The following is a 17,390-nucleotide window of genomic DNA, read 5'->3' on the forward strand; positions in this document are numbered from 1 at the left end:
AGGAATGCTGAGTTAACTATGAATCATATTGCCCCAATTTCAAACGGTTTTTCGTTGCGAAATGTGAGCCATGGCGGAAATTCAGCGTTGGCAGGCAGGGCAATAAACTGTCGAGCGGTTGTTCATACGGATTTCTTTCAGAGTCGTTCCGCAATCCGTACAAGGGGTGCCAGCTTTGCCGTATACCAGAAGAGACTGGGCAAAATACCCTGGCTTGCCGTCGCTGTTGACAAAATCGCGCAGCGTTGTGCCGCCCATCAGAATGGCTGCGCTGAGGGTTTCCCGGATGGCTTCTGCCAGCCTGTGATAGCGGTCTAGACTGATTCGGCCTGCGCTGCGCCTGGGGTGTATGCCTGCCTTGAACAGCGCTTCATTGGCATAGATATTACCGGCACCGACAACGATGTGGTTGTCCATGATAAAGGCTTTTACAGGCGTTTTCCGGTTTCTTGACTGCCGGTACAGCCAGGCACCGTTGAAGCTGTCCGACAGAGGTTCCGGCCCCAGGTTGGCAATGAGTGGATGATGCTGCCAGTCAGTTGTCCATAGCCAGCAGCCAAATCGGCGGGGATCGTTGAAGCGGATGCGTCGGCCAGTGGCCAGTGCCAGTTCGACATGATCGTGGGTCATGGCAGCACTGTCATCGGTGATCACCCGCAAACTTCCGGACATGCCAAGGTGGATGATGACGGATCCGCTGTCCAGATGCAGGAACAGATACTTTGCCCGCCGTTCCACGGTGCGGATCTGCTCTCCTTCCAGTGTGTGGGCAAGGGTTTCCGGTACTGGCCAGCGCAGATTCGGGTTGCGGACGATCACTTGCCGAATGGTCTGGCCCTCGCAATGGGGCGCAATTCCCTGGCGGGTAGTTTCGACTTCAGGCAGTTCTGGCACGGCGCCTCCACCAACAGGCAGTTTTGAGACGTAGTAGTGTAATCAGTAACAAAAAAGCGGACAAATGCGGTTGTTCCGGCGTACAGCTGTACGCTAGAGTGCTTTCGGTGAATTCCTTTCGAATGCCTACAGCATTCGCCGGGCAGGCTCGCCTTCTGAAGTTCATTGTGTGTCGAGGATTTTCTATGTGGTTTAACGGTCTTTTGGACCTTACGGTGTGGCAGCTGGTGGGCGCCACCCTGCTGATGACTCACGTCACTATCATCAGTGTAACGCTGTACCTGCATCGTCACTCTGCCCACAACGCCCTGGATCTGCACCCGGTGCTCAAACATTTTTTTCGTTTCTGGTTGTGGCTGACAACAGCACAGAATACGAAGGAATGGACGGCCATTCACCGTAAACATCACGCCAAGTGCGAAACAGAGGACGATCCTCACAGCCCGGTGGTGCTGGGTATCCGCAAGGTACTGTTGGAGGGGGCAGAGCTATACGCAGAGGCGGCTACTCCGGAAACTCTGGAACGTTATGGCCAGCGCACGCCCGAAGACTGGATCGAGCGCAATCTTTACAGCCGCCACAAGTTGCTCGGTATTGTGCTGATGGCGGCCCTGGATCTGCTGCTGTTTGGTGTCCATGGAATCTGGATCTGGGCAGTGCAGATGATGTGGATTCCTGTGTGGGCGGCCGGGGTAGTGAATGGCATTGGCCATTACCTGGGTTACCGCAACTTCGAGTGTGCAGACAATGCCCGCAACATTTCGCCGCTGGGCCTGCTGATTGGTGGAGAAGAGCTGCACAATAACCACCACACTTACCCCAATTCAGCCAAGCTTTCTCGGCGCTGGTATGAGGTGGACATTGGCTGGGGCTATATCCGCCTGTTCCAGATGTTGGGCCTGGCGACCCCCAAGGGATATCGGCCGATTGCCCATTATGTGCCGGGCAAACAGGAAGTGGATGTGGAAACCGTGCAGGCCATAGCCAACAACCGGTTTGTGATTATGCGCCAGTACAGGAAACAGGTGGTGGAGCCGGTCTTACGGCAACAGAAAGCCCGGCTGGAAGAGGAAATCGGTGCCCGGTATCGGAAGCTCAGGCGGTTGATGTCCCGGGAAGTGTCCTTGATTCAGCCCGGCGACAAAGAACAGCTTGAGACAGTACTTGAACGCAATGAAATGCTGCGACTGATCTACGAAAAGAGTCACCAGTTACAGGCATTGTGGCGCCAGCGCGGCCTGAAGCCTCAGGATAAACTTCAGGCATTGATGGACTGGTGCAAGGAAGCGGAAGCCAGCGGCATCCGCTATCTGGAAGACTTTGCCGCCCATCTGCGGGCTTATTCTCTGCGTCCTTCGGTCTGAAAGTGCTGATTGATCCCCCGGGCTTGCAGACATTAGCAAGCCTCGGGTGAATCCTCATCTTCCCCGGTTATCCGGATCAGGCAATAGCTCACCTGCCCGGCGGTTTTCTGTCGATGTACCTGCCAGCCCGGAGGCAGTGCAGGCAAAGCCGCTTCACTCTCGTGTTCAAGGTATATCCAGCTGCCTGGTCTGACCCAGCCCCTGTCTTGCAGCAGCGGAACCAGCTTTTCCAGCCAGCCTTGCCGGAAAGGCGGATCCATAAAAACAATGTCGAACGAGTTATCACTGGCAGAGGCCAGCAGGCCCTGTACATCCTGACAAACTACGGTGCCCTTGTCTGACCCGAGCAATCTCAGGTTGGTTCTGAGCGCTTTTGCCAGATCGGGGGTGTGGTCTACCAGCGTAGCGCTGCCGGCACCGCGCGACAGGGCTTCCAGGCCGAGGGCGCCTGACCCGGCAAAAAGATCCAGGCAGCGACTGCCCGCCAGCTGAAAGTTAAGCCAGTTGAACAGGGTTTCCCTGGTTCTTGCCGGGCTTGGCCTGACACCACCGACGGCGGGAAAACGCAGTTTTCGGCTGCGCCAATCGCCGCCAATGATACGCAGTTCGCCCGTCTCGGTAGCCAGTTTTCCGGAAACGCGTTGTGTTGTGCCGGAGGTTCGGTGTTTCGTGGATCGTCGCGCCATACAACAAGGCTCCGATGAGTATGCGGGGGTGGTGATCCGCTATGGTACCGGAAAGCCTGCTGGTCGGGTAACACGCCCGGCCTCACTTGCGGCGCTCAGTCTGCTAGAATGTTCGGCTTGTTTCTGGCGAGCTCCGGACGAGCCAGCAGTTACAGTCCGGCGGCCTGTGCCCGCCCTTCTCAGACAATGGATATATTATGACGGCAGAGTGGATTTCAGTCGGCCTTCTGGCCCTTCTTGTTCTGTTTTTTGTATTGGATCTTGCAGGCAGCCGGCAACGGTTACCGCGCCCGAAGCCGGTACCCCAGCGCAAACCGGAGGTTGCCAAAGGCCCAGCGCCGATTGGTGGGTCATCTGAGTCTGCCCCGGAGCCGGAATCACCGGCATCTGAACCGGAGTCTGTTGCCGAGGTAACTCCGGAGCCTGAAACGCTGGAGCCACCCCGGGGGGATGTTGCGGAAGCGCCAGCGGCCGAGCCGGAAGCGGCACCCGCTGCAGAACTGTCTGAAGAGCCGGCACCCGCAGAGCCCGCTCCGGAGCCTGAAACCCGGGAATCTGTTTTCGCCCGCATCAAGAAAGGGCTGAGCAAAACCCGCGCCGGTTTCACCGGTGGTCTGGCCGATCTGTTTTCGGTGGGCAAGAAAATCGATGAAGACCTGCTGGAGGAAATCGAAACGACTCTGCTGATGGCGGATGTCGGGGTTACGGCAACGTCGGAAATCATCGAGTCTCTGACCGAAAAGCTTGAGCGGAATCAGCTCAAAGACGGCGACGCGCTGCGCAAGGCGCTGCGTGACCAGCTACAGGGGTTGCTGAGTGGCGTGACCACTCCGCTGGATATCGATACCGGTAAAAAGCCCTACGTTATCCTGATGGTTGGTGTGAACGGGGTTGGCAAGACCACGACAATCGGCAAACTGACCAAGAAGTTCCAGAGTGAAGGCAAGTCGGTCATGCTGGCGGCTGGCGATACTTTCCGGGCGGCGGCGGTGGAACAGTTGCAGGTGTGGGGCGACCGCAACAACGTGCCGGTGGTTGCCCAGCACACGGGCGCAGACAGCGCGTCTGTTATTTTTGATGCCATACAGTCGGCCCAGTCCCGTGGTGTCGACGTGGTGATTGCGGATACTGCGGGCCGCCTGCAGAACAAGGACAACCTGATGAACGAGTTGTCAAAAGTGGTGCGGGTGATGAAAAAGCTCGACGACGCTGCGCCGCATGAAGTCATGCTGGTGTTGGACGCGGGTACCGGCCAGAACGCCCTGAGCCAGGCGCAGGTATTCCAGCAGGCGGTCGGGGTCTCTGGTATTACGCTGACCAAGCTGGATGGAACCGCCAAAGGCGGTATCGTGTTTGCCATTGCGCGCCAATTACAGTTGCCGATTCGCTTCATCGGCGTTGGCGAGCAGGCGGAGGATCTGCGCAGCTTCGATGCTGAAACCTTTGTTGATGCGTTGTTCGAAGACTGAGCCCCGGGCATGGAGTGACCGAGCCGATGATCGAGTTCCATCAGGTAACTAAGCGCTACGACAGTGATCACACGGCTCTCAGGCAGGTGAACTTTCAGCTGAACCGTGGCGAACTGGCCTTTCTCACCGGCCATTCCGGTGCGGGTAAGAGTACTCTGCTCAAGCTGATCATGGTGATGGAGCGGCCTACCGCCGGTGAGGTGATTGTGGGTGGGCAAAAATTAAACAGCTTGCCGCGGCGGCAGATACCTTATATCCGCCGGCACATTGGCGTGGTCTTCCAGAATCACCAGTTATTGTTCGATCGTACCGTGTTCGACAATGTTGCTATGCCGCTGGAAGTTATGGGCGCGTCTCCAGAAGACACCGGCCGCCGGGTAAGGGCGGCGCTCGACAAGGTTGGGCTGCTGAGCAAGGAAAAGATGAATCCGTTGCAGCTTTCCGGTGGTGAGCAGCAGCGTGTGGGCATTGCCCGGGCGGTGGTCAACAAGCCACCAGTGCTGCTGGCGGATGAGCCTACCGGGAATCTGGATCCGGAGTTGTCGGCCGACATCATGCACCTGTTTGCACAGTTCAGCCAGGTGGGAGTTACCGTACTGGTAGCCACCCACGATATTGCTCTGATCAACGATATGAACCGGCGTACGCTGACGCTGCACCAGGGGCAGTTGACGGCTGGAGGAGGTGTGAGTGGCCACTGACTCACGTGCAAAACCCGACAATCCCAAAGGTGCCAACCGAAAACGGGCTCTTCTGGGTGACCAGGCCCGAAGCTATCTCGGCCATCACCGCAAAGTAGCCGCGGACTCGATGAACCGGCTGCGGCGGGCGCCGGTAGCCAGTGCCATGACCTGGGCGGTGATGGGGGTGGCACTGGCACTGCCGGTGGCTTTGCTGCTGTTGCTGAGTAGCCTTCAAGGAGTCAGTGCGGGCTGGGAGAGCACTGCCCGGATTACCGCTTATCTGGCCATGGACATTCCGGCTGGCCGGGCGCAGGCGCTGGCGCAGGAAATCGCCGCTGATGGTCGGGTAGAAGGTGTTCAGTTGATTGAGCGGGAACAGGCGCTGGAGGAGTTTCGTCGCAATTCCGGGCTTGATGATGCCTTGGATTTTCTGCAGGACAATCCTTTGCCGCATACCCTGTTGATAACGCCGGAAGAAAGCGTGCGCACCGCCGAAGGTGTGCAGGGGCTGGTGGCGTTTGTCTCTGGGATGCAGGCGGTTGAGCAGGTGCAGGTGGATCTTGGCTGGTTGCAACGGCTGAATGCCATGACAGACATTCTTACCCGGGCGACCTGGGTGCTTGCGCTGCTGCTGGGTGGTGCGGTTGTTCTGGTGATTGGAAATACCGTTCGACTGGCTATCGAGAACCGCCGTGACGAGATACTCGTGGCAAAGTTGGTGGGTGGAACCGACGCCTTTGTTCGCCGGCCTTTTTTGTACACCGGTGCCTGGTTTGGCCTGGGGGGCGGGGTGGTGGCCTGGTTGCTGATTCAGCTCTCGCTCTGGTGGTTGAGCGGGCCAATTGACCGGCTGGCAGGCCTTTACCGGAGTGAGTTCGCGTTGCACGGTCTCGGGTTTGATGGCGCGCTGGGATTGATTATCGTTGCAATGCTGCTAGGCTGGCTGGGCGCCTGGGTTGCCGTTAAGCGACATCTGGATGATATTGAGCCCGGAGAAATTGCCGGTGGCTGATCCGGATCGCGGGAAAACCGTATGGTTAACCACCCGCTTTTTGCCGTAACTTTGAGGGGCATCAAAATAGCGTAGTGTTCCCCAGATGTATGAATTTTAACGTTTTACTGGGATTTTTTGGAACTTATCAGCGTCTTGGCGGTCTAAGTTTGTATTGGTATAGTTAAGGGCTGTCAGATCGGAGGTTAATGCATGGGTACAAGTTTACAACTGGTCGACCGACTGGTTCCGGGTGCAAATCTCGAGTCTTATATTCAGGCTGCGAGTCGTATCCCTGTGCTCTCTGCAGACGAAGAGAGGGATCTTGCCGAACGGTTGCACTATCACGGCGATGTTGAGGCTGCCCGTCAATTGGTGTTGTCTCATCTACGCTTCGTCATTCACATTGCTCGTAGTTATTCCGGTTATGGGCTTGCCCAGGCGGATCTGATCCAGGAAGGCAACGTCGGCCTGATGAAGGCGGTCAAGCGCTTCAATCCCGAATATGGTGTCCGGCTGGTTTCTTTTGCCGTGCATTGGATCAAGGCTGAAATTCACGAGTTTATTTTGCGCAACTGGCGAATTGTGAAGGTGGCCACCACCAAGGCACAGCGCAAGTTGTTCTTTAATCTTCGTAGCCAGAAAAAAAAGCTCGCGTGGCTAAACCACGAAGAGCTGAAAGCGGTCGCGAAGGACCTGGGCGTCGAACCAAAGGTAGTTCGTGAAATGGAAGGTCGTTTGTCCTCCCATGACACCGCATTCGATGGCCCCATGGACGATGATGACGACAACGCCTATCAAGCACCGGCGTATTACCTTGAAGATCGCCGCAGTGACCCGGCTGTGCAACTTGAAAATGCCGACTGGTCTGAAGATTCCAACGGGCGGTTGATGCAGGCTCTCGAGCAGCTGGATGAGCGTAGCCAGGATATCCTGAGGGAGCGCTGGCTGTCGGAGAGCAAGTCGACACTGCATGAACTGGCGGATAAGTACGGCGTGTCTGCCGAGCGTATCCGGCAGTTGGAAAAGAATGCAATGAAGAAAATCCGGGTGCAGATGTCAGAAGCTGCCTGAGTGCCTTGATTGTCTTGAGCAGATAAAGCGCCACCTCCTTTCCGGATGGTGGCGTTTTTGTTTAAAAAGTATGTGTGCGGATGCCGGTAAGCCGGTATCCCTGTGGCCATAACCATGGCTGAGTCTTGATACAGGATCCAATAACAATGAGCCAGTCTTCCTTGCACGTTGCGTTTCTGGGTGTCGGATTGATGGGGGCGCCTATGGTTCGTAATCTTCTTGATGCCGGATTTTCTCTTACCCTTTGGAACCGTACCGCTAGCAAGTGCGCGCCTTTTGCTGGTGAGGCCAGAGTCGCGGAATCACCTGCACAGGCGGTGGAAACGGCCGATATTGTCATTACCATGCTGGAAAACGGGCAGGTGGTGGAGGACGTGCTGGTTGGTCAAAAGGTAGTGGCGGCCTTGAAACCCGGAGCTCTGGTGATCGATATGAGTTCTGTTCAGCCGTCGCTGGCCCGCCGGCACGCTGCACTGGCGCAAGAGCAGGGTGCGGGCTATCTGGATGCGCCGGTCTCCGGCGGCACAATTGGCGCTGCGGAGGCTCGCCTGAGCATCATGGCGGGTGGTTCGGTAGAGGATGTGGAGCGGGCCCGGCCGGTCTTTGAAGCAATGGGCAAGTGTACGCGTATAGGACCGGTCGGGGCTGGCCAACTGGCCAAGTTGGCGAATCAGGCGATCGTTGGAATTACCATCGGTGCGGTGTCTGAGGCGCTGCTGCTGGCGGCCAAAGGCGGCGCAGACCCGGCCGCAGTGCGTGAGGCTCTGATGGGGGGCTTTGCCGGAAGCCGGATTCTGGAGTTGCATGGCCAGCGAATGATTGACCGGGATTTTGCGCCGGGTGCTCCGGCCAGGATTCAGTTGAAAGACCTTCGTATGATTCTTGACGAAGCCAGGGCCGAAGGCCTTACTTTGCCGCTGGCACAACAGGTTCACAACGAATACCAGTCGTTGATTGCCAACGGGCACAGCGAAGTTGACCACAGCGGTTTGCTGCTGGAACTGGAGCATCTGAATGGTGCCCTGATGGGGTCAGCTGCGGAGCCCGGCAAAAAGGTAGATTAACTTTTCGAAGGCTTCGGCTGTGTTTGCTGGCTGCTGTCCCGGGCCGATTGTCGGGGAAGAGTGCCCGTCGCCATAGGCGACACCCTCTTACAAGATCGTAACTGGCCGGTGCCCGGAGTTCTTCGTACCCTGTAGTTAATGTATTCCGCTATCAGGAGGAGCACCGGTGAAAGCGCTGGTAATCGAAGACGATCAGGATGTAGCAAACTATCTGCTGAAAGGACTGAAAGAATCCGATTTCGTGGTGGATCATGCGGCCGACGGCAAGGAAGGCATGATGATGGCGGCCAGTGAGGAATACGACATCATGATTGTCGACCGGATGCTTCCGGGCATGGATGGCTTGTCGATCATAAAAACGGTGCGGGCCACCGGAAATCAGACGCCGGTACTCATTCTCAGTGCCCTGGGTGACGTTGACGACCGCGTTGAAGGCTTGCGAGGGGGCGGCGATGATTATCTCACCAAACCGTTCTCGTTCACTGAACTGCTGGCTCGCATTGAATCCCTGATTCGTCGTAACCGCCAGGCGGCCGAGACGGAAACGGTATTGAAAGTGGCGGATCTGGAAATGGATTTGCTGGCCCGGACCGTGAAGCGCGCAGGGCAGAATATTGACGTTCAGCCTCGGGAATTCCGATTGCTGGAGTATCTGATGCGCAACGCCGGGCAGGTGGTCACCCGTACCATGCTGCTGGAGAAAGTCTGGGACTATCATTTTGATCCTCAGACCAACGTGATCGACGTGCACATCAGCCGCTTGCGCGCGAAAATTGACAAAGAATTCGAAACGCCCCTTTTGCAGACTGTTCGCGGGGCCGGGTATATGTTGCGTGAAACTGCTTAGCCAGCTAAGAACATCGTCGTTCCAGCTTGCTCTGCTGTATATGGTGGTGTTTGCCACCTCGGTATTTTTATTGCTGGCGTTCATCTACTGGCGCACCGCCGGTTTTATGACCGCCCAGACCGATGAGACCATTGAGGCAGAGATTGCCGGGCTTGCGGAGCAATACCGTAGCCGTGGCGTCAATGGTCTGATTACCATTATCCGCGAGCGGGTGGCCAGAGATCCGAACGCCAAATCCATCTATCTTCTCACCACCGAAGATTCCCTCAAGCTCGCTGGCAATATTGAAAACTGGCCGGAAGGTAGCGGTTCGGCTGGTGGTGGTTGGATCAACTTTACACTGAATCCGATTGTCGGCTGGCAGGGGCCTGAGCGCCTGGCCCGGGCCAGGATCTTTGAAGTTCAAGGCGGTTTGCGCTTGTTAGTGGGCCGCGATGTGGACGACGTCACCAATCTCAAGCGGGTGATCGAGACCGCCATCAACTGGGGGATGGGCATTACCCTGGCACTGGCGTTGCTGGGGGGGTTTCTGATGAGCCGCAGCACCACCCGCCGGATTGAGGTGATCAACAACACCTCGCGCCGGATCATGAACGGCCACCTCTCCTTGCGTATCCCGACCCGGGGCACCGAGGATGACTTCGACCAGCTGGCCGAAAACCTGAATCAGATGCTAGACCGCATTGTCTATCTGATGGAGGGTATCCGCCATGTGTCCGACAGCATTGCTCATGACCTGCGTACACCGTTAACGCGGCTTCGTAACCAGTTGGAGAACACCCTGATTACTGTCGATAACGAAGAGGCGCGGGAGCATGTGGGGCAGGCCGTAGCCGAGGCAGATCAGTTGCTGGCGACCTTCAATGCTCTGTTGCGGATAGCCCGCCTGGAAACCCGGGGGAACTCTGCCAACCTCACGGTAGTGGCCCTGGATGAGCTGGTGAGTGATGCCTGCGAACTTTACGAGGCTCTTGCGGAAGACAAAGAGCAGTCTTTTTCACAGTCTCTGGAAGCCGGTGTGAAGATTGAAGGTGATCGCGACCTGATGTTCCAGATGATCAGCAATCTGATCGACAACGCCATCAAATACACGCCCGAGCAAGGCGCCATCAACGTGATCGTGCGCAAGGAAGGGGCCGGTGCGGTATTCGAGGTGCAGGACTCGGGCATTGGTATACCTGATGACGAGAAAGACCAGGTATTCCAGCGATTTTATCGGGTGGGTAAAAGCCGCTCGTTACCCGGTAATGGTTTGGGGTTGAGCCTGGTGAGTGCGGTGGCGGAAATCCATCAGGGGCAGATTTTATTGAGCGATACAAACCCGGATGAGGTTCCGCCCGGCCTGACCGTGTCTGTGCGCATGCCGGCTTTTACGGGTGTTCATAAGCGTATAAGGGCAACGGAGCCCGAGACGCCGGGTGATACATCCACCACAGCGTCATCCACTCCGGAGACCAGCCAGCCCTGAATTATTGGCTTGCCCGGGCCCGGTAAATGCGATTCAGCAAGGGCGTGACGATAAACCCCGCCCGATCTTCGGCCTGTTGGGTCAGGTGCTCGAAACGAATCCGGCCACAGGCCATTTTTGCCTGCAGGCTGTCCCATTCGCCCTCCAGGTGCTTTTGTTCTGCCATCAGAAAAGCCGCAATATTGTGACGGTTCACCCGGCTGGTAATACCCATGCTGTCCAGTTGGAAGCCCAGGTTGTCAACGCCTTGCAGGGCAAGGTCGAGCAGTGTTCGTGAGTTCATTTGCTTGTCTCCAAAACCGTTTGTTGTCAATGTCCGGACACTAGGCTGAATGACTAGAGTGTACAACCTAAATTTCCACCGGGCTCTGTCTTGCCAAAAGGTAACACCCCGGCCACGGGCAGGTAATAGACACTCTGCATAATGGAAGCTGTAGATGTGGAGGCGGGCGAACATTCTGCTTGCTTCCCCCTCCAGCACAGCGCTAGCCTTAACCCCGTTACCCACGGGGTTTTTTTTCGCCCGTTCTGTTGTTTTTCCAGGAATCAGGACGCCCATGACCAGAAACACTCCCCGGGCCAATCCCGGCCCCCGATATATCACTCTCGAAGGTGAGCAGGCGCTGCGAAAGGAACTGCATTATTTGTGGAAGATAAAGCGTCCCGAGGTTACCCAGGCTGTTCGAGAGGCTGCGGCTCTGGGCGACCGTTCCGAGAACGCCGAGTATATATACGGCAAGAAGCAATTACGGGAGATCGACAGGCGTGTGCGATTTCTGAGCAAGCGCCTGGATGAAGTGTCTGTTGTTGATCGTCTGCCGGAGGATCAAAACCGGGTGTTTTTCGGCGCCTGGGTGCGTATTGAGGGTGAAGAGGGCGATGAGCAGGAGTACCGCATTGTCGGCGCTGATGAGTTTGATCTTGAGAAAGGATACCTCAGCATTAACGCGCCATTGGCCCGCGCACTGGTTGGCAAACATCTGGATGATGAAGTGTCGGTAAGGACGCCAGAAGGCTGGAAGCAAGTTGTCATTACGGGTATTCGCTACCAGATGGCCCTGAATGACAAGTGAAGGTTGTCACAAAACCGTCTTTCTGGCGAGCAAGGTGTCAATTCTGGCGATAGACTGATCAAATATTGTCACCCGGTCAGAGTATGCCGTTGCCGGGTGGCCTGCATAGTTATCAGGGTGAGCGCCATGAATCACAGGAAATGGAACATAAGGTCTTTGCCCGTGAGGCTGGCACTGCTGTTACCGGGAGGGCTGTTGCCGGTATTGCCGGTGCAGGCTCAGGCCGGGGAAGAAGCGGGCCTCCGGTATGAGCAGCGTTCGACCATCGACACTATTCCGTTTCGCTCCATCGAGGAAGAGGCGCTTGCCAATACTGTAATCGAGGGTGGGCTGGCGGCACCGGCGGCGGGCGTCCCTGTCCAGCAGGCGAGTGATGATCTTTATCTTGATCCACTGGCCTTGCAACCGAGGGATACCCGGATCGATCTGGGACGATCAGAAATACCTGTGAGCATTCGCTTTAGCGATCCGAAAGCGGTTCCCGGCCAGACCCATAGCCACAACTACGTTATCCAGCCGCCGGGAAACCGCAGCTACGATACCCTGAACACCAATCTGATCAGTCGCTGAAACGGTGGTTTCAGGCGGCTGCCGGATCCGCCAGGCTTTTGCCGAGCACATCCTGATAGAAAAAAGCCAACGCCTGGCTCGCCTGATTCAGCCTGGCGCGGGACAGCAGCATATGATTTCTCAGGTAATCCAAAAAAGCCGATTGATCTGATTCACCCAGCGTATCCGGGTCTTTCAGGTTGTGAAACAGCACAAAACGGCTGATCCAGTGCAGGTAGGTTTGCTCGGCGCGCTGGTTCAGTTCGCGATCGCGAATTGCGGCCTGTACCTGGTTGGTCAGGCCGGGGCGTGACTGTTCCAGAGTTTCGGTCATCTCCATGAAATTCACTCGTGTCTGGGCTTGTTGTTTTTATGCTGGACGCATCATATGACAACCGCATGAAAGTCGCAAAGCCGAGGCAGAGCAGCCAGCCCCATCCAGATGTAAGGTGGGGCCGGGATTCTTATTTCAGGGATTCAAGCTTGTCGATATAGCGCTGCATCGCCTCATCGGCGGAAGTCCCTTTCAGCTTTTCCCAGGCATCGTGTTTGGCGCGCCCGACAAAATCCATCATCCCCGGTCGTTTGCCGGAAACATCACCTTCGGTGGCTTGCTTGTAAAGGGCGTAAAATTCCAGCTTCAGCTCGTTGGAAGGTTTGAAGTCGCCGTCGGCGGTCTGGATGTAGTTCACTGCCTCGTCAAACTTTGCTTTCAGATCACTCATATTGTTCGCTCCATCAGGTTAGTCTTCTCAAGAGAATTGCAGGAAGTATAGTGCTGTGCGCAAAGCGCGTCATTGGCCCAAACAACCGGCAAAGCAGCGGCGTATCCGCCCGGAACACAGTAAATATTTGCGTTCAACCCTGATCCGGCTCGGTCAGATAATGTTGGGCAAAGTCCTTCAGTTCGGCCGCGACACGCTGGCGGATTTCTGCGCGATCAGCGGTGTTCAGGGCGTATTTTTCGGCCAGGAGCTCAAAGTCTTCGTCTTTCAGAGTGACCGTCAACCTGGGCCGTGCACGAGCCTTCCGGTAGGGAAGCTGCAGTACCTTCCGAACCATGTCGGCGGTCGTCATGTCTTGAAGTGCCGCCGACACACGGAAAGCGCGCTGGATATCATTCGACAGATCAAAAGCCACCTGAACCGCCTGAACGGCCTGCTCCTCTTTTGACCAGTCTTTTTTCTTGGCCATGATCCTGCCTTTTATAGCGCTCCTGTTCCGGCGCGCAAAGGTTACTCGTTTGTTTTACTCTTCAGCCGCGCAAGTACATCATTGACGGCATCTTGGTCGCCATCAATGCCAGCCGCCTTCAGCTTTTCGTCAAGATCTGCACCCGTCAGTTCTTTTTCCAGAGCTGCGCTGGCGCTCTGTCGGTCTTCCTCACGAGCCTGGCGCTCGCGAATCCGCTCCAGGGTTTCTTTGGCTGTGCTCAGGGACGACTGCTGGCTGTTGATGTTGGTATCAATCTGCGCGGTGGTGCGCAGCACCCGTTCGTTGGTTTTTACCACTTGAAGTTCGCGGCGGTAATCGGCCAGCTGCTTCTCGGCTGTCTGAACCCGGGTTTTCAGGCTGGCAATACGCTGCTGTAACCCTTCCCGGGTCTGGCTCAGCTCGGCCGCGCGCCGCTCGTGGCCGACAATACGTTCTGCCACCTCGCGGGCAAGTTCTTCCTGGCCTGCGGCCAGCGCCTTGCTGGCATCGCCTTCGCGCTTGCTGGCGTTGTCCTGTTCGGTGCGGATCTGTCTGGCCAGGGAGGCTGCTTCTGCCATCAATGAGGCCAGTTCATGTTTGGCCTGCTTGAGCTCCTGCTCGGAGTCTCTGAGTTCCTGCTCCAGAATCCGGTTACCCTGGCTGTCTACAACTGCCTCACCCAGCTCGTTTACGCCACCGCGCATGGCGGTCAGAATTTTTTTCAATACACTTTTCATGGTGGTGTCCTCGCTCAGGCCAGGTAGTCTTCAAAGGTCTGCAACAGGTCGATGGCGTTTTCGGCCAGAGTGACCAGCTCCTGCATGATTTCTGCCGAACCGGAAGCCGGGCTCAGGGCGCCGTAGACGACGTAGTGCTGGCCGGTTTTGCCCAGTGAGCTCAGAGGCATGGGCACACTGATTCGAAGCATGTTCTCGTGCAGCTCGTTCAGGCGCTCAGGGTTCAGTTCCTGTTCATCGAAAAGATACGCAAGGCACAGAATCTGGGTGTCGGTTACGGTAACGTACACGGGTGTTTCTTCCGCGCCGGAAACGGTCACCTGCAGCACCGGCTCGTCGCCGGCAATGGGCATAACATCAAAGGTTCGGCCGGCATGGGTGGCGTCACCCAGGGCCAGAGTAAGGGTTTGGGTATCCACGAATAGCTCCTTCCTGTGCGATGAACCGGTTCGGCCGATCCGGACGAACCTTGTCCTGTGGCTTGACATTTTATGTCGTTAAATTGAGTCTATACTCTGAAACAAAACATATGCAACAATTACTTTGTTTGCATGGTTTAATAGCTGGCGGTCTGACACAGACTGTCGATCAGTGGACTTCCGGAACGGACATCTGGCCCCATGGACACGTTTTTGTCAGTTGCATTTTCCTTCCCGACGGTCGTTTTTTCCGTCCTCCTGTCCGTGGCAATTGTTTACTGGCTGATTTCATTGATCGGGCTGGGCGATGTCGATGCAGATGGCGACATTGATGCCTCCGGTGATTTCAGCGGGTTGATGGTTACCTTGGGTTTGCAGGGGGTGCCGCTGCCTCTGGTGCTTACCTTGCTGTTCCTTTGGGCCTGGCTAATCAGTTATTTTGCCGATCTGGTGTTTGGGGTGCTGGTGCCTGAGGGGCTCTTGCATTGGCTCTACGGGGTGGCGGTGATCGCCATTGCGCTGATCGCCAGTGTGTTTTGTACCTCGGTGATTATTCGCCCTCTGCGCCCCCTGTTTCGCAGGGCCTACCTGCCGCCTTTGCAAAAACGAATTATCGGTACGGCGTGCGTGGTTACTTCCACTACCGTTACCGAGAAAAAAGGCAGGGCCGAGGCTCTGCTGGACGGTGTGCACCTTGTGCTTCAGGTGCGCAGTCACACCCCGTTGGCGCATCGGGAGCGTGCTGTATTGATTGAGCATATCCCGGACAAAAACGCCTGGTGGGTGGTGCCGGAATCCGAATTTCTTGCCGGTCATTCCGCCGGCTAACACCACACCCTTCCTCAACCAGATCAGGAGAAACACTAAATGGATTTATCGTGGATGATGCCAGCAATCACCGCTGTCGGGGTGCTTGTTCTGTTGATTCTCGGGGTGCTTGCCCTGTTCAAAGCGTTTTACCGCAAGGTGGATCAGGGCCAGGCCCTGATCGTGAACGACCTGTCGCCCACCCCCAAGGTATATTTCACCGGGGCCATGGTGCTGCCGGTTATTCACCGCGCCGAGACCATGAAAATCTCGGTCATTACCCTGGAACTGAACCGTACCGGCAAAGAGGGTCTGATCTGTAAGGACAACCTGCGGGCAGACATTACCGTAGCCTTCTACCTGCGGGTGAACGAAACCCAGGAAGACGTGCTGCGGGTGGCCAAGTCGGTCGGTGTGGGCCGGGCTTCGGATCGGGACGCGGTGAACGAGCTGTTCAATGCCAAATTCAGTGAAGCGCTGAAGACGGTGGGCAAGAAGCTCGAATTCATGCAGTTGTTCGAGGAGCGTCAGCGTTTCCGCGATTCCATCGTCGAGACTATCGGGGAAGACCTGAACGGTTACATCCTGGAAGACGTGGCCATCGACTACCTGGAACAGACGCCGAAGACCTCGCTGGATCCGAACAACATTTTGGATTCCGAGGGCATCAAGCGGATCACCGAAATCACCGCCCTGCACAACGTGGAAACCAACCGTCTGGAGCGGGACCAGGAGCTGGAAATCCAGCGCAAGAACGTCTCTGCCCGTGAAGCCTCTCTGGAGCTGGAGCGCAGCCAGGCCGAGGCCGAAGCGCGTCAGCGTCGCGAAATTGAAACCCTGCAGGCCCGGGAGACCTCGGAAACCGATCAGGTGCGCGAGCAGGAACGGGCCCGCGCGGAATCCGCCCGCATCAAGACCGATGAAGAACTGGCCATCGCCGACGAGAACAAACAGCGCCAGATCGAAATGGCGATGAAGGCCCGTGAACGCGCGGTGCAAATTGAAGAAGTGCGCATCCGTCAGGCCCGTGAGCTGGAGGATGTCAACCGTGAGCGGGCGGTGGAAATCGAGCGCATTGGTATGGAGAAGGCGCTGGAAGAAGAGCGCAAGGAAATTGCCGACATCACCAGTCAGCGTATTGCGGTTGAGCGCAACGTGGCGGAAGAGGAAGAGAACATCAAGGATGTTCGTAACCGTTCCGAGGCCGATCGCCTGAAAGTGAAGAAAGTGGTGGCAGCGGAAGCTGAGGCGGAAGAGCTGAAACTGAAGGATGTGAAAGCGGCCGAAGCCGCCTTTGAACGCGCCAAGCTGGAAGCCGAGCAGATCCGGGTGACGGCTCAGGCTGATATGGACGCGGCCGAGAAGAAATCGGTGGCCGATGAAAAACTGGCCCGTGGTCGCCAGGCCATGGCGGCAGCCGATGGCCTTGCCGAAGCGCAGGTCAAGGAAGCCCAGGCGTCTGCCATCCGGGCCGATGGTCTGGCCCGCGCCGAGGTTAAATCGGTTACTGCCAAGGCCGATGAAGAAGCTGGTATGGCCGAAGTCCGGGTACTTGAGCAGCGTCTGGAAACCGAAGCCATGGGTGAAGAGAAGCTGGGTGTGGCCAAGGCCGATGCCCGTAAGGCCATGGTTCTGGCAGAAGCCGAAGGCGAGCAGCGCATGGGCCACGCTAAAGCCGAAGCCCGTGAAGCCATGGCCAAGGCCGAAGCGGCTGGTCTGGTTGAGAAGCTCAAGGCCTACGATGGCATGTCTGAGGAGTCCCGTCACTTTGAAGAGTTCCGCATGAACCTGGAGGTTCATGAGAAAGAAGTGATGGCCCAGATCGACGCCCAGAAGGCCGGTATGCTGGAGAACGGCCGTGTGATGGCCGCTGCACTGAAAGACGCCAAGTTCGAAATGATCGGCGGGGATGGTGGTATCTTCGAGAAGTTCGCCCAGGGTCTTGGTTACGGCAAGAGTGTGCAGGGCGTGCTGGACAAGTCCCCCTCGCTGCAGGCGGCGCTCTCGAACATTGCCGGCCGGGTGGCAGGTGAAAAGCCTAACCGCAGTTCCGAGACGGCCTGATAAGGCC

At 56.8% G+C, this 17,390-nt stretch carries 20 protein-coding genes; 12 read left to right on the forward strand and 8 right to left on the reverse strand.

Annotated features, from left to right (window positions below; translation table 11 throughout):
* Nucleotides 1-81 precede the first annotated feature (81 nt).
* Nucleotides 82-894, reverse strand: coding sequence for a bifunctional DNA-formamidopyrimidine glycosylase/DNA-(apurinic or apyrimidinic site) lyase (gene mutM, locus C7H09_RS15780; protein WP_106764460.1), 813 nt, complete (start codon nt 892-894; stop codon nt 82-84).
* 185 nt (nt 895-1,079) lie between these two features.
* Between mutM and C7H09_RS15785 the strand changes: the two genes are divergently transcribed.
* A complete protein-coding gene (locus tag C7H09_RS15785) occupies nt 1,080-2,258 on the forward strand; it encodes a DesA family fatty acid desaturase (RefSeq protein ID WP_106764463.1) in 1,179 nt (392 codons plus the stop codon).
* A 32-nt stretch (nt 2,259-2,290) separates the two neighbouring features.
* Here the strand turns inward: C7H09_RS15785 and rsmD are convergent, their stop codons facing one another.
* Entirely contained in the window at nt 2,291-2,944 is a 654-nt protein-coding gene (gene rsmD / locus C7H09_RS15790) for a 16S rRNA (guanine(966)-N(2))-methyltransferase RsmD (protein ID WP_106764465.1), read from the reverse strand.
* A gap of 197 nt (nt 2,945-3,141) precedes the next feature.
* On the opposite strand from rsmD, the gene ftsY reads away from it, so the two are divergent.
* The 7 genes from ftsY (at nt 3,142) to C7H09_RS15825 (ending at nt 10,540) form a co-directional block, all read left to right on the forward strand.
* Complete coding sequence (gene ftsY / locus C7H09_RS15795; protein WP_106764467.1) at nt 3,142-4,413, forward strand: signal recognition particle-docking protein FtsY; 1,272 nt, start codon at nt 3,142-3,144, stop codon at nt 4,411-4,413.
* Nucleotides 4,414-4,439: 26 nt separating this feature from the next.
* Complete coding sequence (gene ftsE / locus C7H09_RS15800) at nt 4,440-5,114, forward strand: cell division ATP-binding protein FtsE (protein WP_106764470.1); 675 nt, start codon at nt 4,440-4,442, stop codon at nt 5,112-5,114.
* Entirely contained in the window at nt 5,104-6,108 is a 1,005-nt protein-coding gene (gene ftsX, locus C7H09_RS15805) for a permease-like cell division protein FtsX (protein ID WP_116704455.1), read from the forward strand. Before ftsE ends, ftsX begins: the two co-directional genes overlap by 11 nt.
* 192 nt (nt 6,109-6,300) lie before the next feature.
* Nucleotides 6,301-7,161 (forward strand): RNA polymerase sigma factor RpoH, encoded by an 861-nt coding sequence (gene rpoH, locus C7H09_RS15810; RefSeq protein WP_106764472.1) that lies wholly within the window; start codon nt 6,301-6,303, stop codon nt 7,159-7,161.
* Between the two features lie 146 nt (nt 7,162-7,307).
* Nucleotides 7,308-8,225, forward strand: coding sequence for an NAD(P)-dependent oxidoreductase (locus tag C7H09_RS15815; RefSeq protein WP_106764474.1), 918 nt, complete (start codon nt 7,308-7,310; stop codon nt 8,223-8,225).
* Nucleotides 8,226-8,391: 166 nt separating this feature from the next.
* Nucleotides 8,392-9,072: a winged helix-turn-helix domain-containing protein gene (locus C7H09_RS15820; protein ID WP_106764476.1), complete on the forward strand. Its 681-nt coding sequence runs from the start codon at nt 8,392-8,394 to the stop codon at nt 9,070-9,072.
* Nucleotides 9,059-10,540: a HAMP domain-containing sensor histidine kinase gene (locus C7H09_RS15825; RefSeq protein WP_106764479.1), complete on the forward strand. Its 1,482-nt coding sequence runs from the start codon at nt 9,059-9,061 to the stop codon at nt 10,538-10,540. Before C7H09_RS15820 ends, C7H09_RS15825 begins: the two co-directional genes overlap by 14 nt.
* A gap of 1 nt (nt 10,541) precedes the next feature.
* Here the strand turns inward: C7H09_RS15825 and C7H09_RS15830 are convergent, their stop codons facing one another.
* Complete coding sequence (locus C7H09_RS15830; RefSeq protein ID WP_106764482.1) at nt 10,542-10,823, reverse strand: hypothetical protein; 282 nt, start codon at nt 10,821-10,823, stop codon at nt 10,542-10,544.
* A gap of 274 nt (nt 10,824-11,097) precedes the next feature.
* On the opposite strand from C7H09_RS15830, the gene greB reads away from it, so the two are divergent.
* Both greB and C7H09_RS15840 read left to right on the forward strand, forming a co-directional pair.
* Nucleotides 11,098-11,613, forward strand: coding sequence for a transcription elongation factor GreB (gene greB / locus C7H09_RS15835; RefSeq protein WP_106764485.1), 516 nt, complete (start codon nt 11,098-11,100; stop codon nt 11,611-11,613).
* Nucleotides 11,614-11,739: 126 nt separating this feature from the next.
* Complete coding sequence (locus tag C7H09_RS15840; RefSeq protein WP_240616620.1) at nt 11,740-12,183, forward strand: hypothetical protein; 444 nt, start codon at nt 11,740-11,742, stop codon at nt 12,181-12,183.
* A 10-nt stretch (nt 12,184-12,193) separates the two neighbouring features.
* Here C7H09_RS15840 and C7H09_RS15845 read toward each other — a convergent pair whose 3' ends face one another.
* From C7H09_RS15845 to C7H09_RS15865, 5 genes are all read right to left on the reverse strand, one after another.
* Nucleotides 12,194-12,502 carry a site-specific integrase gene (locus C7H09_RS15845; protein ID WP_106764490.1) on the reverse strand — a complete coding sequence of 103 codons (309 nt, stop codon included), beginning with the start codon at nt 12,500-12,502 and terminating at the stop codon, nt 12,194-12,196.
* Between the two features lie 124 nt (nt 12,503-12,626).
* Complete coding sequence (locus C7H09_RS15850) at nt 12,627-12,887, reverse strand: acyl-CoA-binding protein (RefSeq protein WP_106764492.1); 261 nt, start codon at nt 12,885-12,887, stop codon at nt 12,627-12,629.
* 133 nt (nt 12,888-13,020) lie between these two features.
* Nucleotides 13,021-13,356, reverse strand: coding sequence for a hypothetical protein (locus C7H09_RS15855; RefSeq protein WP_106764495.1), 336 nt, complete (start codon nt 13,354-13,356; stop codon nt 13,021-13,023).
* 41 nt (nt 13,357-13,397) lie between these two features.
* Complete coding sequence (locus C7H09_RS15860; RefSeq protein WP_106764498.1) at nt 13,398-14,093, reverse strand: PspA/IM30 family protein; 696 nt, start codon at nt 14,091-14,093, stop codon at nt 13,398-13,400.
* A 14-nt stretch (nt 14,094-14,107) separates the two neighbouring features.
* Nucleotides 14,108-14,512, reverse strand: coding sequence for a YjfI family protein (locus C7H09_RS15865; protein ID WP_106764500.1), 405 nt, complete (start codon nt 14,510-14,512; stop codon nt 14,108-14,110).
* 264 nt (nt 14,513-14,776) lie between these two features.
* On the opposite strand from C7H09_RS15865, the gene C7H09_RS15870 reads away from it, so the two are divergent.
* Nucleotides 14,777-15,340 carry a hypothetical protein gene (locus C7H09_RS15870; protein WP_240616621.1) on the forward strand — a complete coding sequence of 188 codons (564 nt, stop codon included), beginning with the start codon at nt 14,777-14,779 and terminating at the stop codon, nt 15,338-15,340.
* Between the two features lie 39 nt (nt 15,341-15,379).
* Nucleotides 15,380-17,383, forward strand: a complete 2,004-nt coding sequence (locus C7H09_RS15875) for a flotillin family protein (protein ID WP_106764504.1) — start codon at nt 15,380-15,382, stop codon at nt 17,381-17,383.
* Nucleotides 17,384-17,390 lie beyond the last annotated feature (7 nt).

The sequence above is a fragment of the Marinobacter fuscus genome, assembly GCF_003007675.1.
Taxonomy (GTDB): Bacteria; Pseudomonadota; Gammaproteobacteria; order Pseudomonadales; family Oleiphilaceae; genus Marinobacter; species Marinobacter fuscus.